This window comes from Pseudomonas sp. BF-R-30 (assembly GCF_019956175.1).
Lineage (GTDB): Bacteria > Pseudomonadota > Gammaproteobacteria > Pseudomonadales > Pseudomonadaceae > Aquipseudomonas > Aquipseudomonas jessenii.
The window spans coordinates 238804-258074 of the sequence record NZ_JAHBDE010000011.1 but is presented as its reverse complement, the minus strand read 5'-3'; the positions used below and the strand labels follow the sequence as shown (position 1 = coordinate 258074).

The 19271-nt window shown below is 61.0% G+C and carries 23 protein-coding genes; 6 read left to right on the top strand and 17 right to left on the bottom strand.

Translation table 11 applies throughout. From position 1 onward, the window contains the following. Positions 1-5 precede the first annotated feature (5 nt). The 9 genes from hemW to KGB20_RS07925 form a co-directional block, all read right to left on the bottom strand. On the bottom strand, positions 6-1211 hold the full coding sequence (gene hemW / locus KGB20_RS07965; protein WP_154909932.1) for a radical SAM family heme chaperone HemW: 1206 nt from the start codon (positions 1209-1211) through the stop codon (positions 6-8). Then, entirely contained in the window at positions 1208-1804 is a 597-nt protein-coding gene (gene rdgB / locus KGB20_RS07960) for an RdgB/HAM1 family non-canonical purine NTP pyrophosphatase (RefSeq protein ID WP_154909931.1), read from the bottom strand. Before rdgB ends, hemW begins: the two co-directional genes overlap by 4 nt. Next, entirely contained in the window at positions 1801-2235 is a 435-nt protein-coding gene (locus tag KGB20_RS07955) for a DUF4426 domain-containing protein (protein WP_154909930.1), read from the bottom strand. Before KGB20_RS07955 ends, rdgB begins: the two co-directional genes overlap by 4 nt. A gap of 26 nt (positions 2236-2261) precedes the next feature. Continuing rightward, positions 2262-2882, bottom strand: a complete 621-nt coding sequence (gene metW / locus KGB20_RS07950) for a methionine biosynthesis protein MetW (protein ID WP_056726485.1) — start codon at positions 2880-2882, stop codon at positions 2262-2264. A 7-nt stretch (positions 2883-2889) separates the two neighbouring features. Then, complete coding sequence (gene metX, locus KGB20_RS07945) at positions 2890-4029, bottom strand: homoserine O-succinyltransferase MetX (RefSeq protein ID WP_008046479.1); 1140 nt, start codon at positions 4027-4029, stop codon at positions 2890-2892. Between the two features lie 181 nt (positions 4030-4210). Beyond that, positions 4211-4507 carry a DUF167 domain-containing protein gene (locus tag KGB20_RS07940; RefSeq protein WP_008046477.1) on the bottom strand — a complete coding sequence of 99 codons (297 nt, stop codon included), beginning with the start codon at positions 4505-4507 and terminating at the stop codon, positions 4211-4213. 4 nt (positions 4508-4511) lie between these two features. Then, entirely contained in the window at positions 4512-5102 is a 591-nt protein-coding gene (locus KGB20_RS07935) for a YggT family protein (RefSeq protein WP_057712914.1), read from the bottom strand. Positions 5103-5112: 10 nt separating this feature from the next. Further along, positions 5113-5931 (bottom strand): pyrroline-5-carboxylate reductase, encoded by an 819-nt coding sequence (proC, locus tag KGB20_RS07930; RefSeq protein ID WP_090451947.1) that lies wholly within the window; start codon positions 5929-5931, stop codon positions 5113-5115. Positions 5932-5966: 35 nt separating this feature from the next. After that, a complete protein-coding gene (locus tag KGB20_RS07925) occupies positions 5967-6653 on the bottom strand; it encodes a YggS family pyridoxal phosphate-dependent enzyme (protein WP_057712916.1) in 687 nt (228 codons plus the stop codon). A gap of 56 nt (positions 6654-6709) precedes the next feature. On the opposite strand from KGB20_RS07925, the gene KGB20_RS07920 reads away from it, so the two are divergent. Then, positions 6710-7744: a type IV pilus twitching motility protein PilT gene (locus tag KGB20_RS07920; RefSeq protein ID WP_154947802.1), complete on the top strand. Its 1035-nt coding sequence runs from the start codon at positions 6710-6712 to the stop codon at positions 7742-7744. A 131-nt stretch (positions 7745-7875) separates the two neighbouring features. Here KGB20_RS07920 and KGB20_RS07915 read toward each other — a convergent pair whose 3' ends face one another. Beyond that, positions 7876-8496, bottom strand: a complete 621-nt coding sequence (locus KGB20_RS07915) for a C40 family peptidase (RefSeq protein ID WP_154947903.1) — start codon at positions 8494-8496, stop codon at positions 7876-7878. Positions 8497-8747: 251 nt separating this feature from the next. Here KGB20_RS07915 and KGB20_RS07910 point away from each other — a divergent pair, with 251 nt between their 5' ends. Beyond that, positions 8748-9176 (top strand): NINE protein, encoded by a 429-nt coding sequence (locus KGB20_RS07910; protein ID WP_057712919.1) that lies wholly within the window; start codon positions 8748-8750, stop codon positions 9174-9176. A gap of 115 nt (positions 9177-9291) precedes the next feature. Here KGB20_RS07910 and KGB20_RS07905 read toward each other — a convergent pair whose 3' ends face one another. The 7 genes from KGB20_RS07905 to gshB form a co-directional block, all read right to left on the bottom strand. Continuing rightward, positions 9292-10563: a dihydroorotase gene (locus tag KGB20_RS07905; RefSeq protein ID WP_057712920.1), complete on the bottom strand. Its 1272-nt coding sequence runs from the start codon at positions 10561-10563 to the stop codon at positions 9292-9294. Continuing rightward, positions 10560-11579, bottom strand: a complete 1020-nt coding sequence (locus tag KGB20_RS07900; protein ID WP_046039254.1) for an aspartate carbamoyltransferase catalytic subunit — start codon at positions 11577-11579, stop codon at positions 10560-10562. The genes KGB20_RS07905 and KGB20_RS07900 overlap by 4 nt, the downstream gene beginning before the upstream one ends. A 27-nt stretch (positions 11580-11606) precedes the next feature. Further along, the gene (gene pyrR, locus KGB20_RS07895) at positions 11607-12110 is read right to left on the bottom strand and encodes a bifunctional pyr operon transcriptional regulator/uracil phosphoribosyltransferase PyrR (protein WP_102670634.1); all 504 of its coding nucleotides are present in this window, start codon (positions 12108-12110) and stop codon (positions 11607-11609) included. Between the two features lie 79 nt (positions 12111-12189). Continuing rightward, positions 12190-12627 carry a Holliday junction resolvase RuvX gene (ruvX, locus tag KGB20_RS07890; protein WP_154947902.1) on the bottom strand — a complete coding sequence of 146 codons (438 nt, stop codon included), beginning with the start codon at positions 12625-12627 and terminating at the stop codon, positions 12190-12192. After that, on the bottom strand, positions 12627-13199 hold the full coding sequence (locus KGB20_RS07885) for a YqgE/AlgH family protein (RefSeq protein WP_102670635.1): 573 nt from the start codon (positions 13197-13199) through the stop codon (positions 12627-12629). The genes ruvX and KGB20_RS07885 overlap by 1 nt, the downstream gene beginning before the upstream one ends. 181 nt (positions 13200-13380) lie before the next feature. Then, on the bottom strand, positions 13381-14280 hold the full coding sequence (locus KGB20_RS07880; RefSeq protein WP_057712923.1) for an energy transducer TonB: 900 nt from the start codon (positions 14278-14280) through the stop codon (positions 13381-13383). A 64-nt stretch (positions 14281-14344) separates the two neighbouring features. Further along, the gene (gshB, locus tag KGB20_RS07875; protein ID WP_150814825.1) at positions 14345-15298 is read right to left on the bottom strand and encodes a glutathione synthase; all 954 of its coding nucleotides are present in this window, start codon (positions 15296-15298) and stop codon (positions 14345-14347) included. 348 nt (positions 15299-15646) lie between these two features. Here gshB and pilG point away from each other — a divergent pair, with 348 nt between their 5' ends. The 4 genes from pilG (at position 15647) to KGB20_RS07855 (ending at position 19238) form a co-directional block, all read left to right on the top strand. After that, entirely contained in the window at positions 15647-16051 is a 405-nt protein-coding gene (gene pilG / locus KGB20_RS07870; protein ID WP_090451937.1) for a twitching motility response regulator PilG, read from the top strand. 57 nt (positions 16052-16108) lie between these two features. After that, positions 16109-16474 carry a twitching motility response regulator PilH gene (gene pilH, locus KGB20_RS07865; protein ID WP_007897961.1) on the top strand — a complete coding sequence of 122 codons (366 nt, stop codon included), beginning with the start codon at positions 16109-16111 and terminating at the stop codon, positions 16472-16474. A 10-nt stretch (positions 16475-16484) separates the two neighbouring features. After that, positions 16485-17024, top strand: coding sequence for a chemotaxis protein CheW (locus KGB20_RS07860; protein ID WP_154947901.1), 540 nt, complete (start codon positions 16485-16487; stop codon positions 17022-17024). Between the two features lie 153 nt (positions 17025-17177). Continuing rightward, complete coding sequence (locus KGB20_RS07855) at positions 17178-19238, top strand: methyl-accepting chemotaxis protein (RefSeq protein WP_057712927.1); 2061 nt, start codon at positions 17178-17180, stop codon at positions 19236-19238. Positions 19239-19271: the final 33 nt, after the last annotated feature.

Sequence of the window (19271 nt, the reverse complement as noted above, 5' to 3'; positions counted from 1 at the left end):
TTTCCTTATGTCAGAAATTTCTGCAGCAAGTCGTTGAGGAAGAGTTGTCCGCGCTCGGTGGCTACCAGACGTGAAGGTTCGACCTGCAACAGGCCGCTTTGTTCGGCTTCACGGCGGCCTTCAGCGAGGCTTTCCAGCGTCATGCCGGTACGTTCCGGGTACAGCCGTGATTCGACGCCTTCAGTCAGGCGCAGCGCGTTCATCAGGAACTCGAACGGCATCTCTTCATTGGTCAGCGCTTTCTCGCCGGCCTTAAAGCTTTTCGCCGGATTCAGGTAATCCTTGGGCAGGCGGGTCTTCCAGGTGCGAATGATGCGCCCGTCCGGATGGCTGAGCTTGCCATGGGCGCCGGCGCCGATGCCAATGAAGTCGCCAAAACTCCAGTAATTGAGGTTGTGGCGCGCCGGGCGACCGGGCAGGGCATAGGCCGAGACTTCGTATTGCGCGTAACCATGTTCAGCCAGCAGTGCTTGCCCTGCCTCCTGAATGTCCCACAGCGTGTCGTCTTCCGGCAGAGTCGGTGGCTGGTTCCAGAATACTGTGTTCGGTTCCAGGGTCAGTTGATACCACGACAGGTGAGTCGGTTTCAGGGCGATGGCTGTGCGCAGGTCCGCCAAGGCATCGTCCAGGGACTGATTCGGCAAGCCATGCATCAAGTCCAGGTTGAAGTTGTCGAACCCGGCCTGCCGCGCCATACCGGCGGCGCGTACGGCTTCGTCACCGTTATGAATCCGTCCCAGGGCCTCGAGCTTTTCTTGCTGAAAGCTCTGAATACCGATCGACAGGCGATTGATCCCCAGTTTCCGGTACGCCACGAACTTGTCTTGCTCGAACGTCCCCGGATTGGCTTCCAGCGTGATTTCGATGTCGTTGGCAAACGGAATGCGCTGTTCGACGCCTTTGAGCAAGCGACCCAGCGAATCAGCGCTGAACAGGCTTGGCGTGCCGCCACCAAAGAAAATCGAGCTCAGCTCACGACCATAAACGGCGTGCAGGTCCTGATCGAGATCGGCGAGCAATGCGTCGACGTACTCTTCTTCCGGCAGCACGGGGCTGGCGGTGTGGGAGTTGAAGTCGCAATAAGGGCATTTGCGCACGCACCACGGGATGTGGATATACAGCGCCAAGGGCGGCAGCACAGGCAGGGCCGCCCGAGGCGATAGAGCATCACCGCCGAAGATCAGCGGCGACGCGGATGATTCACGGGTCATTTCAAGTCCAGACGCTGGCGCAGCAGATCCATTGCACGGGCGCGGTGGCTGATCTGGTTCTTGTCGCCTGGGCTCAGCTCGGCGCTGGAGCAATCGCGCTCCGGCACCCAGAACAGCGGGTCGTAGCCAAAACCGTGTTCGCCGCTGGCCTGGGTCAGGATTCGCCCGTGCCACAAACCTTCGCAGAGGATCGGCAACGGATCATCGGCGTGGCGCACCAGTGCCAGCACGCATACGAACTGCGCGCCACGTTCGGCTTCAGGCACGTCTTTCAACGCGTCGAGCAGCTTGGCGTTGTTCGCCGCATCGCCCTTGCCATCGGCATAACGCGCCGAGTAGATACCGGGCGCGCCGCCAAGGAAATCCACTGCCAGCCCGGAATCGTCGGCCAGCGCCGGCAGGCCGGAAATGCGCGCGGCATTGCGGGCCTTGAGGATGGCGTTCTCGACGAACGACAAACCGGTCTCTTCGGGCTCGACGCTGCTGAACTCGCCGATCGAGCGCAGGTGCACCGACTCGCCGAGCATGGCCTGGAGTTCCTTGAGTTTGCCGGCGTTATGGCTGGCCAGTACGAGTTGCGTGAAGTTGATCATTGGCCAGGGAAGAGCTCTTGGTTGAAATTGATGGTGTTGATCTTGTCGCCGGTCTGCACCTTGATGTTGAAGGTGCGGATTTCCTGCTGCGGTACCGGGTATTGGGCGATGTAGTAAATCGCTCCTTGCTCGGTGATCTGCTTGAAGTTCAGTGTGTAGCTTTGGCTGGTCAGGTCTTTGACGGTGCCGCTGACGTCGGCCGCCATCGGCGTGCCGGCCTTGATCACCGAAATGTTGATCACACCCTGATCCTTGCTGCGGGTCAGTTGGGCGGCTTTGGCAACGTCCGGTAGCAGGTAGGTGGAGTTGAAGGTGTTGTAGTGCACCGTCACGTCACCGAAGGTTTCCTTGCGTTCGCTCTTGATGGCGTCGGCGGCCATGGCGGTGACGCTCAGGCAGGCAGTGAGTAGAAGCAACGCTAGACGACCCATGATCGTTCTCCTTGAAATAGGGTGGATCAGACTGCGACCTTGTGGTCGGAAAGTCCCGGACTGCTGACGCGGTAGATACCGATCTCACCTAACAGATTAGGCCATAGCTTGCTGGCCCACCCGTGCCGATGCTGTTGATCCACGGCCAGCCGATCAATGACCTTCGCTTCACGTTCGCGACACAAGGCTTCAAAGTCGGCGAAGGTGCAGAAGTGAATGTTCGGAGTGTTGTACCAGGTGTACGGCAGGAACTCGGAAACCGGCATGCGGCCCTTGCTCGCCAGGTACCAGCGGCACCGCCAGTGGCCGAAGTTGGGGAAGGTGATGATGCACTGGCGACCGACGCGCAGCATTTCCTCGAGGATCCTGTCCGGGTAGTGCACCGCTTGCAGCGCCTGGGTCATGACCACGACATCGAAACTGTTGCTGGCAAAGTTGCCCAGGCCCTTGTCCAGGTCCTGTTCGATGACGTTGATGCCCTTGGCCACGCACTCGGCGATATTGTCGGCGTCGTTTTCCAGGCCATAACCGGTGACTTGCTTGTTATCGCGCAGCCAGGTCAGCAGTTCGCCATCGCCGCACCCGAGGTCGAGCACGCGGCTGCCGGCGGGGATCCATTCCTGGATGATTTCCAGATCAGCTCTCATGGCTTTCTCACAACGTAATGCGGTTCATGTAATTGCCGAATGCCTGCAGGTAGCGCGGGATCGGAATCAGGAAGGCGTCGTGGCCTTGCGGAGCGTCGATCTCGAGGTAGCAGACGTCCTTGCGCGCGGCCATCAGTGCGTCCACCAATTCCCGCGAGCGGGCAGGGGAGAAGCGCCAGTCGGTGGTGAACGACATCACGCAGAACTTGGCCTTGGCGCCCTCAAAGGTTTTCGCCAGGTTATCGTCGAAGTTCGCCGCCGGATCGAAGTAGTCGAGCGCTTTGGTCATCAACAGGTAGGTGTTGGCATCAAAGCGCCCGGAGAACTCCTCGCCCTGATAGCGCAGGTAGCTTTCCACCTGGAACTCGACGCTGTGGAAGTCGTAGTTGAGCTTCTCGCTCTTGAGCCCGCGGCCGAATTTCTCGCCCATGGAGTCGTCGGACAGGTAGGTGATGTGCCCGACCATCCGCGCCAGCATCAGGCCGCGCTTGGGGATCACGTTGTGTTCCTGGAAGGAACCGCCGTGGAATTCCGGGTCGGTGAGGATCGCCTGGCGCGCCACTTCGTTGAACGCGATGTTCTGCGCCGACAGCTTGGGTGCCGAGGCGATGGCCAGGCAGTGACGGATGCGGTCAGGGTAAGTGATGCTCCATTGCATCGCCTGCATGCCGCCGAGGCTGCCGCCGATCACGGCCGCGAACTGGGCGATGCCGAGACGATCTGCCAGGCGCGCCTGGCTGTGCACCCAGTCTTCCACGGTCAATACCGGAAAGTCGGCGCCGAACGGCTTGCCGGTGTCCGGGTTGATACTGCTCGGGCCGGTGGAACCGTTGCAGCCGCCGAGGTTGTTCAGGCTGACCACGAAGAACTTGCTGGTATCGATCGGCTTGCCGGGACCGATGCAGCTGTCCCACCAACCGGGTTTGCGGTCGTCGGCGCTGTGGTAGCCGGCGGCGTGGTGATGGCCGGACAGGGCGTGGCAGATCAGCACGGCGTTGCTCGCCGTGGCGTTGAGCGTGCCGTAGGTTTCGTAGATCAGGTCATAGGCCGGGAGCGAGCGACCGCAGGCCAACGCCAGGGGTTCGCTGAAGTGCGCCACTTGCGGCGTCACCAGACCAACAGAATCGGGGGGAAAGGCAGCTGGCATCGACCCTGCTCTCATTGAAATGAGGCGTAAGTCTAAAGACCGCTGGGGTTAGCGGCAAGCAACGATCGGGCCTGATTTCATTCAGCAGAACCGTGGTGCGGCCTTCGCGAGCAAGCCCGCTCCCACAGGATTGATGCGGTCCATGTGGGAGCGAGCTTGCTCGCGATGAACGATGACGCGGTCAGCCTGCGGGACGCACCAGATCAGGCAAGTCCGGCAACTTCTTCGGCGAGCAGATTCGCACCCGTTTCTGCCGGTTCAACTCGCCACTGATCAGGCTGACCTGGCTCTTGGACACGCCAAAGGCCTTGGCCAGAAACGCCATCAGATACGCGTTGGCCTTGCCCTCGACCGGCGGCGCGGTCAGGCGGATCTTCAGGCGATCGCCGTGCAGCCCGCAGAAGTCATCACTGCGGGCTGCCGGTTGCAGGTGACACTCCAGAATCAGGTCGTCACCGTCCCAGCGAAACCAGCTCACCGGGTCAGATCAACACGCGGAGGATTTGCGGCATCATGGTCATGGCGGCGAGGTTGTTGATCACCAGCATGTCGATCAGCTTGAGTGCCAGGAACGCAAAGATCGGCGACAGATCCAGGCCGCCCAGGCTCGGCAGGAACTTGCGGAACGGCGCCAGGGCCGGTTCGCAGACGTCATTCACCAGTTCGGCGCCCGGGTTATGGCTGCCTGGGGCGACCCAGGACAGGATCACGCTGATGATCAGGGCGAAGAAGAAAATCTTCATGAACAGCGCGGTCACGCCAATGATCGACCAGATCAGCAATTGCAGCGGGTTGCCGATGGTGCCGTAGGTCAGCAGCAGGGTCAGGGCCATCAGCGCCAGTTGCACCAGGATCGCCAACACCAGCGAGGACATGTCCAGGCCGAACACGCTCGGGATGATCCGGCGCAGCGGCTTGAGCAGCGGCTGGGTGGCCTTGACGATGAACTGGCAGATCGGGTTGTAGAAGTTCGCCCGCACCAGTTGCAGTACGAAACGCATCAGCACGATCAGCAGGTACAGGCTGCCGAGGGTTTGCAGCACGTAGACCGCTGCGGTATTCAATCCAATCATGAAAAGCTCCTTATTGACCCAGTTGTTCGGCCATCTCGGCCGAGCGATGCGCGGCAGCGCCGAGTGCTTTTTCGACCAAGGCTTCAAAGCCATTGGCCTGGAACGACTTGATTGCAGCTTCCGTGGTGCCGGCAGGCGAGGTAACACGGCGGCGTAACTCGGCCGCGTCGACGTCGCTGGAGACTGCCATATGTGCGGCGCCCAGGGCGGTTTGCAAGGTCAGTTGCGCAGCGATGTCCGCTGGCAGGCCGAGTTTCACCCCGGCGGCGGTCATGGCCTCGATCAGCAGGAAGAAATACGCCGGGCCCGAGCCGGAAACGGCGGTGACGGCATCCAATTGCTGCTCGTCATTCAGCCATAGGGCGATGCCCACCGCGGACAGCAGTTCCTGGGCCTGCTGACGCTGTTCGGCTGACACTTCGGTTGTTGCGAACAGGCCGCTCGCACCCTGACGCACCAGCGCCGGGGTGTTGGGCATGCAGCGCACGATCGGCTGGGCGCCGAGCCAGTTGTTCATGCTGGCGCAGGTGATGCCTGCGGCAATCGAAACCACCAGTTGATGGGGCTTGAGGCTTGGGCGAATGGCTTCGCACACGGCTTTCATCGCCTGGGGTTTGACCGCCAGCACGACCACGTCGGCACCGTCGATGGCCTGGGCGTTGTCGGCAAAGGTTTCTATGCCGTGTTCAGCGCTCACGCGGGCACGGGTTTCTTCGCCCGGATCGCTGGCGCGGATCTGTGCCGCTTCCAGACCCTTGGCCCGCAGGCCGCCGATCAGACTGGCGGCCATGTTGCCGGCACCGATAAAGGCAATACGTGTCTTGCTCATGTCAGGTCCTTATAAAGAGAAGAGTCAGCCATTTTTCAAGGCTGGCCGTAGTCGCGGGCGCCAAACAGGGCGGTACCGATCCGCACCCAGGTAGCGCCTTGGGCGATGGCCGATTCGAGATCGTGGCTCATGCCCATGGAAAGTGTGTCGAGCGGCAGGTTCAGGCTGGCTTGCAGGCTTTGCACGGTAGCGAAAGCGGCATCCTGGGTGGCGCGATCTTCCGTCGGCTCGGGGATTGCCATCAACCCGCGCAGTTTCAGGCGCGGCAGGGCGCAGATGGCGTTGGCCAGGGCCGGCAGATCGGCCGGGGTGCAGCCGGACTTGCTGGCCTCGCCGCTGACATTGACCTGAATGCAGATGTTCAAGGGCGGCAAATCGGCGGGACGTTGTTCGGACAGCCGTTGTGCGATTTTCAGGCGATCCACGGAATGCACCCAGTCGAAGTGCTCGGCGATAGCGCGAGTCTTGTTCGATTGAATGGGGCCGATGAAGTGCCAGATCAAGGGCAGGTCGGCCAGTTCGAGTTGCTTGCCCAACGCTTCCTGAAGGTAGTTCTCGCCAAAGTCGCGCAGGCCGGCGGCGTAGGCTTCACGCAGGTCTTGAGCGGGTTTGGTCTTGCTCACAGCCAGCAACTGGACGCTGTTTTCGGCGCGGTTCGCGGCAAGTGTTGCAGCATGTATGCGCGAACTAACCTGAAGAATGTTGTCTGCTATGGTGGACATCAAGAGGCGCCAGCGGTCTGAAGGTTCGCGGCATTCTACTGGAATTGAGAGGCGCTATGGATATCACTGAGCTGCTGGCATTCAGCGCCAAACAGGGGGCATCCGATCTGCACTTGTCCGCCGGCCTGCCGCCGATGATTCGCGTCGACGGTGATGTGCGACGCATCAATCTGCCGGCCCTGGATCACCAACAGGTGCAGACTCTGATCCATGCCATCATGAATGACGCCCAGCGGGTGGACTTCGAAAAGCATCTGGAAACCGACTTTTCCTTTGAAGTGCCCGGCGTGGCGCGTTTTCGGGTCAATGTGTTCAACCAGAACCGTGGCGCGGGCGCGGTGTTTCGCACCATCCCGGCGAAAGTGCAGAGCATGGATGAACTGGGCATGGGCGACGTGTTCCGCAAGATGACCGACGCTCCCCGTGGCCTGGTGCTGGTAACCGGCCCGACCGGTTCCGGCAAGTCCACCACGCTGGCGGCGATGATCGATTACCTCAATACCCATCGTCATCACCACATCCTCACCATCGAAGACCCCATCGAGTTCGTTCACGAGTCGCGCAAATGCCTGATCAATCAGCGTGAAGTCCATCGTGATACCCGTAGTTTCGCCACCGCCTTGCGTTCGGCACTGCGGGAAGACCCGGATGTGATCCTGGTGGGGGAGATGCGCGATCTGGAAACCATTCGCCTGGCGTTGACCGCTGCCGAAACCGGCCATCTGGTGTTCGGCACGCTGCACACCACGTCGGCGGCGAAAACCATCGACCGGGTGGTCGATGTGTTTCCGGGGGACGAGAAGTCGATGGTGCGCTCGATGCTCTCCGAGTCGCTGCTGGCGGTGGTGTCCCAGACCCTGGTGAAGAAAATCGGCGGCGGACGCATCGCGGCCCACGAGATCATGCTGGGAACATCGGCGATCCGGAACCTGATCCGCGAGGACAAGGTGGCGCAGATGTACTCGGCGATTCAGTCGGGAGGGTCGTTGGGGATGCAGACGCTGGATATGAGCTTGAAGGACCTGGTGACCAAGGGGTTGGTCAGTCGTGACCATGCGCGGGAGAAGGCGCGGTCGCCGGATAATTTTTGAGGAGGATTTGAGGTGCTTTCAAGGGCCTCTTCGCGAGCAAGCCCGCTCCCACATGGACTGCATCAATCCTGTGGGAGCGAGCTTGCTCGCGATGGGGTCATCATGTTCGATGCAGATTCAGGGCGCTGAAATCAGCGCTGAACAACCCGCAACGCATTCTGTTCTTTCGGCAGAACCCGCTTGGCAACCACGTAGTGGTTTTCCCAGTACGGTTTCTTCAAAGTGTCGATGGAGACCGACTTGCCACGACGTGGCGCGTGGATGAAGCGGTCGTTACCCAGGTAAATGGCAACGTGATTGACCCGACGACTCTTGATGTTGAAGAAAATCAGGTCGCCCGGCTTCAGGTCGTTGCGATCGACTTTCTCCCCATGACCGCTGGCCATGGCGTTGGAGGTGCGTGGCAGGTCGAACGTGGCGTCGTTGAACGCGTATTTCACCAGGCCGCTGCAATCGAAGCCTTTGCTTGGGCTGCTGCCGCCCCAACGATAAGGGGTACCGAGGACGTTCACGGCGCGGCTAAGCACGTCGCTGCTTTCCTTGGTGCCCATCGGTGGAACCAGGCCGCTTTTGCTGCTGGCCAGGCTTGGAGCATATTTAGCGGATTTCTTGTCTTTGTTCGAAGGAGCAGAGGCATGGGATTTTGGGGTGTAACCATTAACGTTTGGAAGACGTTGCTCACGATTGGTGGCGTGGGCGGCCAGTGGCATCAAAAGGCAAATGGTTAGCCATGTCTTGAAAAATGAACGCATTAGGCAAGGCTCTTAATAGGTTAGCGCGCAACTTTATAACAGCTTTTTTGCCGCTTCCGAGGCCGTTGGTCGATTCAATCCGGGGGGCAATGGTGGCAAAAAAGCGGCAAAATGGTGCAATTGTCGGACAGGAGTCCGGTGTTACAAGGCTTTGACGGGAGTGAAGGTAGCACTTGCCATACGTCGGGTGCCTGTAAAAAAGTCACAAAGAATTAAAGAATATTTATCTATCGTGTGAATCGAGGTCATTCATGAACCCCTATCAACAGGCTGTCCAGCAGCAAGACACCCACAGCAAAGTGATCGGTTACCTGCTGTGGATTTTCGGTTTTACCGGGGCTCACCGCTTCTATTACGGCAGGCCGGTGACCGGGACGATTTGGTTCTTCACCTTCGGCTTGTTGGGGATAGGTTGGCTGATCGACCTTTTCCTGATCCCGTCCATGGACCGTGAAGCGGACCTGCGGTTCACCGCAGGCCCCGTCGAATACAACGTGGCGTGGATCCTGCTGACGTTTCTCGGGGTGTTCGGCGTGCACCGGATGTATCAGGGGAAATGGATCAGCGGGTTGCTGTACCTGTTGACGGGCGGGTTGTTCTTTCTCGGGGTGCTGTATGACTTCTGGACGTTGAATGACCAGGTTTCTGTGCGTAATGCGCAGAATAGAGGTGCCTTCTAAATCGTCTTCGCGAGCAAGCCCGCTCCCACATTTGATCTTTGGTGTTCACAAATACTGTGTTCATCGCAGAACCAATGTGGGAGCGGGCTTGCTCGCGAATGCAGGCAACGCGGTCTTAAGCCTGGTGGCTGATCCGTCCATCCACCAGGGTGTAACGCACCACACCCGGCAGGCTGTGGCCAATGAACGGGCAGTTTTCGCCCTTGGACAGCCATGTTTCACCGGCCACGGTCGAGGCCGCAGGGTCGAACAGCACGATGTCCGCCGCGCCACCTACCGCCAGTTTGCCTGCCGGCAGGCGCAGGGCCTCTGCAGGGCCGGCGCTCAGGCGCTTGATCAGTGTCGGCAGGTCCAGCAAGCCGTCTTCGACAAGGGTCATTGCCAGTGGCAATAGCAGTTCAACGCTGCTGATGCCTGGCTCGGTCGCGCCGAACGGTGCCAGTTTGGCGTCACGCTCATGGGGTTGGTGATGACTGGAGATGGCCGAGATCACGCCCGACTTCACCGCTGCGCGCAGGCCGTCGCGGTCGGCGCGGGTGCGTAGCGGTGGCTGGACGTGATACAGGCTGCTGAAGTCGATCAGGGCTTCGTCGGTCAGGATCAGCTGGTACAGGGCGACATCCGCTGTCACCTTCAGGCCCCGGGCCTGGGCCTGGGCGATCAACTCTACGCCGCGTGCGCTGGTGAGCTGGCTGAAGTGCGCGCGCACGCCGGTCTGTTCAACCAGCAGCAGATCCCGGGCCAGGGCGACGGTTTCAGCGCTTTCCGGGATGCCCGGCAGACCAAGGAAGCTGGCGGTCGGGCCTTCGTGAGCCAGGCCGCCCTCGGCCAGGTCGTAATCCTGGGAGTTGAAAATCACCGTCAGGTCGAAAGTAGCTGCGTAGTCCAGCGCGCGGCACAGGGTGCGGGTGTTGCGGAAACTCTCCAGGCCGTTGCCGAAGGCCACGCAACCGGCATCGCGCAATGCTACGAGCTCTGCCAGCTGTTCACCGTCCAGGCCTTTGCTCAGGGCGCCGATCGGGAAGACTTTGGTGTTGCCGGCCTCGCGGGCGCGGTCGAGGATCAGTTCGGCCACCGCCGAGGTGTCCAGCACCGGTTTGGTCTTTGGCGGGCAGCACAGGCTGGTCACGCCGCCAGCCGCCGCCGCGCGGGTTTCGCTGACAATCGAGCCTTTGCGGCTGTAACCCGGCTCGCGCAGGGCAACGTTGAGGTCGACCAGGCCGGGAGCGGCCACCAGGCCTTTGGCGTCAATCGTGTCGACGGCGACAAAACCGGCTGGCGCCGCGCCAAGGGCGACGACTTTGCAGGCTTCAATGTGGATATCGGTCACTTGATCCAGGCCGCTGGCCGGATCGATCACGCGGGCGCCGAGAATGCTGAGCTTCACTGGGCTTTCTCCTGCTCGAATTGGCCTTGCTCGAATTGGCGTTGCGCAGTCTGCCCGCTCATGGCCATGGACAGTACCGCCATACGAATGGCGATCCCGTAGGTCACCTGGTTGAGGATCACCGAGTGCGGGCCGTCGGCCACCGCAGACTCGATTTCCACGCCACGGTTGATCGGCCCCGGGTGCATCACGATGGCATCGGGCTTGGCGCCGGCCAGGCGCGCGGTGGTCAGGCCGAACAGGCGGTAGAACTCGCCTTCGCTCGGCAACAGGCCGCCGGTCATGCGTTCACGCTGCAGGCGCAACATGATCACCACGTCAACGTCCTTCAGGCCTTCGGTCATGTCGGTGTAGACCTTCACGCCGTATTGCTCGATGCCGATCGGCAGCAGGGTTTTCGGCGCAATCACGCGAATATCCGGGCAACCCAGGGTTTTCAGGGCCAGCATGTTCGAACGCGCAACCCGCGAGTGCAGGATGTCACCGACGATGGCCACCGAAAGGTTTTCGAACCCGCCCTTGTGCCGGCGGATGGTGAGCATGTCGAGCATGCCCTGGGTCGGGTGAGCGTGCCGGCCGTCACCGCCGTTGATGATCGCCACTTGTGGGCAAACATGTTCGGCGATGAAGTGCGCGGCACCCGAATCGCCGTGGCGCACGACGAACATGTCGGCAGCCATGGCTTCCAGGTTGCGCAGGGTGTCGAGCAGGGTTTCGCCCTTGCTTGCCGACGATGTCGACACGTTGAGGGTGATCACGTCCGCCGAGAGGCGCTGGGCCGCCAGTTCGAAGGTGGTACGGGTACGGGTGGAGTTCTCGAAGAACACGTTGCACACGGTCTTGCCGCGCAGCAGCGGGACTTTCTTCACGGCCCGGGCGCCGACTTCAAGGAAGGAGTCGGCAGTGTCGAGGATTTCCGTCAACAGTTCGCGGCGCAAACCGTCGAGCGAGAGGAAGTGGCGCAGCTGGCCCTGATCATTGAGCTGCAGCGGGCGCTTGGTTTCTAGAGGCGTCATCGCAAGGGGGACTCTCAATAGGGCGAATTAAAGGGCGAGGTCTTGCAGTTCGAGCGCGAGCTCGGGACCGGACAGCTTCACCCGTTCGTGGGCCGCCAGCGACAGGGTCGCGCCAACCACGTTCGGGCGGATCGGCAGTTCGCCGGCGTCCAGGTCCAATAGGCACACCAGCGTTACGCTGGCCGGGCGGCCGTAGTCGAAAAGTTCGTTCATGGCGGCGCGGATGGTCCGGCCGCTCATCAGCACGTCGTCGATCAGCACCAGGTGCTGGCCTTCGATCTCGAACGGCAACGCTGAAGGGCGAACCTGCGGGTGCAGGCCGTTCTGGCTGAAGTCGTCGCGGTAGAAGGACACGTCCAGGGTGCCGAGGGGGGCATTGCTGCCCAGCTCGTTGAGCAGAGCCTGGGCCACCCAGACGCCGCCGGTGCGGATGCCGATGAAACGCGGGTCGCTGATGCCTCGTTTGGCAAGATAGGCGTCAAGTCGGGTCGCCATCTGGCTGATCAGTTCGGCGGGATTGGGCAGGCTCATGGTTGCTCCTTCTTGGGCCCGAGCCAGCCTGTGCGGGAAGTGGCTCGGGTTGTAGCTAAGAGAGACGCACAGCGGCTCTTCAGGATTCAAACAGTGCGGTGTTTTCGTCGAGCCAGCCTTGCAGCAGCAGGGCGGCGGCGATGGCATCGACCGGGTTGTCGCGGTAACTGCCTTTCTGGCCGCCACGAGCCAGGCGTTCGCCCTTGGCCTCGAAGGTGGTCAGGCGTTCATCGTGGGTATAGAAGGGCAAATTGAAGCGGCCGTTCAGGCGCCGGGCGAACTTTTCCGCGCGGGCGCACATGTCGCTGGGCGTACCGTCCATGTTCAACGGCAGGCCGACCACCACTGCATCGGGTTTCCACTCTTTTATGAGGGCTTCGACCTGGTGCCAGTCAGGAATGCCATTCTGCGCCTTCAGGGTGCACAGCTCGCGGGCCTGACCGGTAATCACCTGGCCGACCGCAACGCCGATCTGTTTGGTGCCGTAGTCAAAACCCAGAATCAGCTTCAGGGCCATCAGGCGTGCCCCGCCTGACTGGTCAGCAGGCTGAGGTTGACGCCCAGGTGCTTGGCTGCCGCTTCCAGACGCAGTTCGCTGCTGGTGTTGAACAGGATGTCCGCGTCGAACGGGCAGTTCAGCCAGGCGTTCTGCGCCAGTTCGGCCTCCAGTTGCCCGGCTTCCCAGCCGGCGTAGCCGAGGACGATCAGGCTTTTTGCCGGGCCGACGCCGTCAGCGATGGCGAACAGCACGTCCTGGGAGGTCGACAGGGCCAACTCGTCTTCCAGATCAACGGTCGCCTGGAAACTCTGCCCCTTGGGGTGAAGGACGAAACCGCGATCGGTCTGCACCGGGCCACCGATGAAGATCGGCACATGTTGGCAGAGCGCTGGCGGTTCGATTTCAGGGCGCAATTGCTCAAGGATATCGGCCAGGTTCAGATCTTGCGGACGGTTGACCACCAGCCCCATGGCGCCATTGGCCGTGTGCTCGACGATGTAGGTCAAGGTGTGCGCAAAGTTCGGGTCGGCCATGTGCGGCATGGCGATCAGGAATTGATGCTTGAGATAGCTGGGGCTGACGTTTTTCATGAACGCTAGTGTGGCGTTCGAGGGGCGAACTGACAAGCTGGGGATGCCGCAATTTGGCTGTCGACACGGATCAAATGTGGGAGCGGGCTTGCTCGCGAAGACGTCGTGTCAGTCTACATCTATATTGAATGACTGACCGCATTCGCGAGCAAGCCCGCTCCCACAGGGGGTTTGCTGTGAATCAATTGCTTGAGAGTCTATCCCCTCGGGCAAATTTCCAGGTGCGGATGATCTCCAGCCGGTCGATATCCGACAAATCCCCGGTAAACGGCGCAAAAGGCGCTGCCAGCCGGACGATCCGTTGCGCCGCCTGGTCCAGCAGCGGCTGGCCTGAAGATTCCAGCACCAGTACTTCATACAACGAGCCATCACGGTTGATCGACACCATCAAACGCAAGTTGCCGTAGATCTGTTTGCGCCGCGCTTCATCGGGGTAGTTGAGGTTACCGATGCGCTCGACTTTCTTGCGCCATTCGTCCTTGTACCAGGCGCCCTTGTCGCGCATGGTCGAGGCCGCGCTCAAACGGTGAATGCGCGGGCGCTTGGCGTACAGCTGTTGTTCGGCGGCCAGTTCCGCTTCCAGGCTGGCGATGTCGCTGGACAGTTGCTCGCTGTCGAAGGTCGGCGCCTGGACCTGGGTTTTTACCTCGGTCTTGGGCTCCTCGGTCTTGGCGGGGGCTTTTTTCGGCTTCGGCGCCACGGTGGTCACGGCAGCCTTAGGCGGGGCTTCCTGCACTTCAGGCTTGGCAGCCGGCGGTGGCGTGACTTTTTGTACCTTGTTGTCCTGGAACGGCGCGACCTCGGTGGTCTTGGGAATCGCCTTTTTATCCAGGGTGCCGCTACCTTGCTGATTCTCCTGGGCCAGGAAATCGGCTTTCTCGGGCTTTTTTTCGCTTTTGAAGGTGGCGAGGGTGATTTCCAGGGTTTTGCTGATCTGCTTGGGCTCGACCACTGCAAACCCGACACCCAACAGCAAGGCCAGGTGGATCAGCGCTGCCAGAAACAGGGTAAAACCGAGGCGATCGACCGGGCGCACGCCACGGTGGGCGAGTTCGGCAGGCAGATCGGACGGGAGTGTCATGACAAGGAAACCAACATCGCGTTTTCACAGGCCGCGCATGATAACGCAATGTTGGTTTGGCTAATCAACGTGCCTTGAGCTTCTGATCGATGGCATCCATCAGCATGCCGCCGATGTCGGTGCCAAACGCGTTATCAATCTCGCGAATGCAGGTCGGGCTGGTGACGTTGATCTCGGTCAGGTGCTCGCCGATCACGTCCAGGCCAACGAACAGCAGGCCTTTTTCACGTAAGGTCGGGCCGACTTGCGCGGCGATCCAGCGGTCCTTGTCGGTCAGCGGGCGGGCTTCGCCACGCCCCCCGGCAGCGAGGTTGCCACGGGTTTCGCCCTGGGCCGGAATCCGCGCCAGGCAATAATCCACAGGCTCGCCATCGATCATCAGGATGCGCTTGTCGCCATCCTTGATCGCCGGCAGGTAGGCCTGGCCCATGATCTGTTGGGCGCCGAGGGCGGTCAGGGTTTCGAGGATAACCGACAGGTTCGGATCGCCCGCGCGGTGACGGAAAATCGACGTGCCGCCCATGCCGTCCAGCGGCTTGAGGATCACATCGCCGTGTTTGGCGGCGAACTCACGCAACACGTCGGCGCGGCGGCTGACCACGGTCGGCGGTGTGCACTGCGGGAACAGCGTGGCGAACAGCTTCTCGTTGCAGTCGCGCAGGCTTTGCGGTTTGTTGACCACCAGCACGCCGGCGCGCTCGGCCTGCTCCAGCAAATAGGTGGAGTAGACGAACTCCAGGTCGAACGGCGGATCCTTGCGCATCAGGATCACGTCCAGATCGCTCAGCAGCGCGTCGCTTTCGGCCCCCAGTTCGAACCATTTTTCCGGGTTGGCAAAAACCTGCAACGGACGCATCCGGGCTCGGGCCTGGCCTTCGCCCTGATACAGGTCGCGCTGTTCCATGTAGAACAGCTCCCAGCCACGCTTCTGCGCGGCCAGCAGCATGGCCAGCGAGCTATCCTTTTTATAGGAAATGCTGGCGATAGGGTCCATGACAATCCCGACGCGAACGCTCATGGGTGTTTCCTCGAAATTTGGGGGGCTATGTCGATCTCTGTAGGAGCGAGCTCGCTCGCGATGAACCCGAGAACAACACGCTTATCCAGCCAGCACGCGTTATCGTTGACGGCCATCGCGAGCGAGCTCGCTCCTACAAAAGATCAGCGTATAAAAGTGGCGTCAGAGTGGCGCTGAGTGTGTTCCCGGTCAAGGAAAAACCACCTTGCGGGTCGGCCGATAGATTGGTGTTGGAGACTGTGCTAAAAAGGCTGCCATGTCGTGCCGGCCCTTGAGCACCAAGGGTTTCGAGCCGCGTTAACCGGCAAACGGACAATTTGTTTCGCAAAGGCGACGGTAGAGCATTTTATGGAACAGCACCCCAGCGCCTTGAAGGTCATGGTGATCGACGATTCGAAGACGATCCGTCGCACCGCCGAAACGCTGCTCAAGAACGTGGGTTGTGAGGTCATCACGGCCATCGACGGTTTTGATGCCCTGGCCAAGATTGTCGACAACCATCCCGGCATCATCTTTGTCGACATCATGATGCCGCGCCTGGATGGTTATCAGACCTGCGCCCTGATCAAGAACAACAGCGCATTCAAGTCCACGCCAGTGATTATGCTGTCGTCCAAGGACGGGCTGTTCGACAAGGCCAAGGGGCGCATCGTCGGCTCCGACCAGTTTTTGACCAAGCCTTTCAGCAAGGAAGAATTGCTTGATGCGATCCAGGCCCATGTTCCTGGCTTCGCCGCCGTTTTGCCGCAGTAGGACACGCACAGTGACGCTCGGCCATCGGGCCAGGCGTCGAAAAGAATGGGGAAGACCATGGCACGTATTCTGATCGTCGATGATTCGCCGACCGAAATGTACAAACTGACCGGCATGCTGGAAAAGCACGGTCATGAAGTGTTGAAAGCCGAAAACGGCGCCGACGGCGTGGCCCTGGCCCGCCAGGAAAAGCCCGATGCGGTGCTGATGGACATCGTCATGCCAGGCCTCAATGGCTTCCAGGCCACCCGCCAGTTGACCAAGGACCCGGAAACCGGGCACATCCCGGTGATCATCATCACCACCAAGGATCAGGAAACCGACAAGGTCTGGGGCACGCGCCAGGGCGCCAAGGACTACCTGACCAAGCCGGTCGATGAAGACACCCTGATCAAGACCCTGAACAACGTGCTGGCCGGTTGATCGTCAGGCCATGAACGAGTCGCTGACGGCTTTCGAACTGCTGCTGCAGATCGACCAGCGCTGTCGTCTGCTGGCGGCGGACTTGCCGTCCCAGCCGGCCCGGCGGGACAGTTGGAGCGGCATCGGTTTTCGCCTGGGCGAGCGCTGGTATGTCGCGCCCATGAGCGAAGTCAGCGAAGTCTTGCATGAACCGCGCTGCACTCAGCTACCGGGGGTCAAACCCTGGGTCAAGGGTGTCGCCAACCTGCGCGGCCGTTTGCTGCCGGTCATGGACTTGTGCGGCTTCTTCGGGCACGAGCTTTCGGCGGTACGTCGACAGCGGCGGGTGTTGGTGGTGGAACATGAAGAGGTGTTTGCCGGGTTGCTGGTCGATGAAGTTTTCGGCCTCCAGCACTTTGCCCAGGACAGCCTGGAGCCGGTGCCGGCAGACGAATTGAAGGGGCCGGTGGCGACGTTCGTCAAAGGCCGGTTTCAGCGTGAGCAGTGCTGGCAGGTGTTCAGCCCGTTTGCGTTGACGCAGTCCCAGGGGTTCATGAGCGTCGCGGTGTGACAGGAACAACAGAGATCCAATGTGGGAGCGGGCTTGCTCGCGAAGGCGGCAGTCCATTCAACATTGATATTGGCTGATCTACCGCTTTCGCGAGCAAGCCCGCTCCCACAGGTTTGCGGGCAAGCCAAAAAGTGGGTTAACAGGCGAGGACCGATGATAAAAGCAAAAGCAGGCAAGCCAATGGAAGGGTCCCGCAGCCGGTCGCAGATTATCGTGCTGTTCATCGCGCTGATCGTCTTCATCATGCTGCTGTTCGCCAACTTCGCGTATCTCAACACCCAGGCTATCTACGACAAACAGTACATCGGCCACGCCGGCGAACTGCGCGTGCTGTCCCAGCGTATCGCCAAGAACGCCACCGAAGCCGCCGCCGGCAAGGCTGCCGCGTTCAAGTTGCTCAGCGATGCGCGCAACGATTTTGCCCGGCGCTGGGGTTTTCTGAAGAAGGGTGACCCGGCCACGGGCCTGCCGCCGGCCCCCGCCACCGTGCGTCCGGAGATGCGGGCAGTGCAACAGGACTGGGAGCGGCTGCTGAAGAACACCGATGCGATTCTCTCCAGCGAGCAAACCGTACTGTCGCTGCATCAGGTCGCCGCGACCCTGGCCGAAACCGTGCCGCAATTGCAGGTCGAGTACGAGAAAGTCGTCGAGACTCTCCTGCAACGGGGCGCCCCGGCGGCCCAGGTGGCCATGGCCCAGCGCCAATCGCTGCTGGCCGAGCGGATCCTCGGCGCAGTCAACACGGTGTTGGCCGGCGACGAAAATTCACAGCAGGCCGCCGATGCGTTCGGGCGTGACGCAACGCAGTTCGGCAAGGTGCTCAACGGCATGCTCCAGGGCGACCCGGCGCTCAAGGTCAGCCAGGTCGAAGACCGCGACGCCCGTGCGCGACTCGCGGAAATCTCCGAGCTGTTCGAGTTCGTCTCGGGCTCGGTGGACGAGATCCTCGAAACCTCGCCGGAGCTGTTCAAGGTCCGCGAATCGGCCTCGAACATTTTCAGCCTGTCGCAAACCCTGCTCGACGAAGCCTCACACCTGGCCAGCGGTTTTGAAAACATGGTCGGCGGGCGAACCACCGACACCATTGGCGGCTATGTGCTGGGCCTGTTGGCGCTGGCTTCGATCATCCTGATCGGTTTGGTGATGGTGCGCGAAACCAATCGTCAGTTGCGCGAAACCGCCGAGAAAAACGAGCGTAACCAGAACGCGATCATGCGCTTGCTCGACGAGATCGAAGACCTGGCCGACGGCGACCTCACGGTGACGGCCTCGGTGACCGAAGACTTTACCGGCACCATCGCCGATTCGATCAATTACTCCGTCGACCAGCTGCGCGATCTGGTCGCGACCATCAACCTCACCGCCGGCCAGGTTGCCGCCGCCGTGCAGGAAACCCAGGCCACTGCCATGCACCTGGCCCAGGCGTCGGAGCATCAGGCCCAGCAGATTTCCGAAGCGTCGATGGCGATCAACGACATGGCCGAGTCCATCGACCAGGTGTCGGCCAACGCGGCGGAATCTTCGGCGGTTGCCGAACGCTCGGTGGAAATCGCCAACAAGGGCAACGAGGTGGTGCACAACACCATCCACGGCATGGACAACATTCGCGAGCAGATTCAGGACACCGCCAAACGCATCAAGCGTCTGGGCGAGTCTTCTCAGGAAATCGGCGACATTGTCAGCCTGATCGATGACATTGCCGATCAGACCAATATCCTGGCCCTCAACGCGGCCATCCAGGCGTCCATGGCCGGTGACGCCGGTCGCGGTTTCGCCGTGGTCGCCGATGAAGTGCAGCGCCTGGCCGAGCGCTCGTCCGCCGCCACCCGGCAGATCGAAACCCTGGTGCGGGCGATCCAGACCGATACCAACGAAGCGGTCATCTCCATGGAACAAACGACGACCGAAGTGGTGCGTGGCGCCCGTCTGGCGCAGGATGCCGGTGTGGCCCTGGAAGAAATCGAAGGCGTCTCCAAGACTCTAGCGGCGTTGATCCAGAGTATTTCCAATGCGGCGCAACAGCAGACGTCGTCGGCCGGTCAGATTTCCCTGACAATGAACGTGATCCAGCAGATCACCTCGCAGACATCGTCGGGTTCCACCGCCACGGCCGACAGCATCGGCAACCTGGCGAAAATGGCCAGTCAGTTGCGTCGTTCGGTGTCCGGTTTCACCTTGCCGGATGCCAAGGCGCAGGTTGTGGACAAAGCTTGAACCGCCCATGGGTATCTGAATTGTGATTGGAGT

Bases quoted from the DNA above. Each gene is read 5' to 3' on its own strand.
- hemW (WP_154909932.1), bottom strand. From the start codon at position 1,211: ATGACCCGTGAATCATCCGCGTCGCCGCTGATCTTCGGCGGTGATGCT.
- rdgB (WP_154909931.1), bottom strand. From the start codon at position 1,804: ATGATCAACTTCACGCAACTCGTACTGGCCAGCCATAACGCCGGCAAA.
- KGB20_RS07955 (WP_154909930.1), bottom strand. From the start codon at position 2,235: ATGGGTCGTCTAGCGTTGCTTCTACTCACTGCCTGCCTGAGCGTCACC.
- metW (WP_056726485.1), bottom strand. From the start codon at position 2,882: ATGAGAGCTGATCTGGAAATCATCCAGGAATGGATCCCCGCCGGCAGC.
- metX (WP_008046479.1), bottom strand. From the start codon at position 4,029: ATGCCAGCTGCCTTTCCCCCCGATTCTGTTGGTCTGGTGACGCCGCAA.
- KGB20_RS07935 (WP_057712914.1), bottom strand. From the start codon at position 5,102: ATGATTGGATTGAATACCGCAGCGGTCTACGTGCTGCAAACCCTCGGC.
- proC (WP_090451947.1), bottom strand. From the start codon at position 5,931: ATGAGCAAGACACGTATTGCCTTTATCGGTGCCGGCAACATGGCCGCC.
- KGB20_RS07925 (WP_057712916.1), bottom strand. From the start codon at position 6,653: ATGTCCACCATAGCAGACAACATTCTTCAGGTTAGTTCGCGCATACAT.
- KGB20_RS07920 (WP_154947802.1), top strand. From the start codon at position 6,710: ATGGATATCACTGAGCTGCTGGCATTCAGCGCCAAACAGGGGGCATCC.
- KGB20_RS07915 (WP_154947903.1), bottom strand. From the start codon at position 8,496: ATGCGTTCATTTTTCAAGACATGGCTAACCATTTGCCTTTTGATGCCA.
- KGB20_RS07910 (WP_057712919.1), top strand. From the start codon at position 8,748: ATGAACCCCTATCAACAGGCTGTCCAGCAGCAAGACACCCACAGCAAA.
- KGB20_RS07900 (WP_046039254.1), bottom strand. From the start codon at position 11,579: ATGACGCCTCTAGAAACCAAGCGCCCGCTGCAGCTCAATGATCAGGGC.
- pyrR (WP_102670634.1), bottom strand. From the start codon at position 12,110: ATGAGCCTGCCCAATCCCGCCGAACTGATCAGCCAGATGGCGACCCGA.
- ruvX (WP_154947902.1), bottom strand. From the start codon at position 12,627: ATGGCCCTGAAGCTGATTCTGGGTTTTGACTACGGCACCAAACAGATC.
- KGB20_RS07885 (WP_102670635.1), bottom strand. From the start codon at position 13,199: ATGAAAAACGTCAGCCCCAGCTATCTCAAGCATCAATTCCTGATCGCC.
- KGB20_RS07880 (WP_057712923.1), bottom strand. From the start codon at position 14,280: ATGACACTCCCGTCCGATCTGCCTGCCGAACTCGCCCACCGTGGCGTG.
- gshB (WP_150814825.1), bottom strand. From the start codon at position 15,298: ATGAGCGTTCGCGTCGGGATTGTCATGGACCCTATCGCCAGCATTTCC.
- pilG (WP_090451937.1), top strand. From the start codon at position 15,647: ATGGAACAGCACCCCAGCGCCTTGAAGGTCATGGTGATCGACGATTCG.
- pilH (WP_007897961.1), top strand. From the start codon at position 16,109: ATGGCACGTATTCTGATCGTCGATGATTCGCCGACCGAAATGTACAAA.
- KGB20_RS07860 (WP_154947901.1), top strand. From the start codon at position 16,485: ATGAACGAGTCGCTGACGGCTTTCGAACTGCTGCTGCAGATCGACCAG.
- KGB20_RS07855 (WP_057712927.1), top strand. From the start codon at position 17,178: ATGATAAAAGCAAAAGCAGGCAAGCCAATGGAAGGGTCCCGCAGCCGG.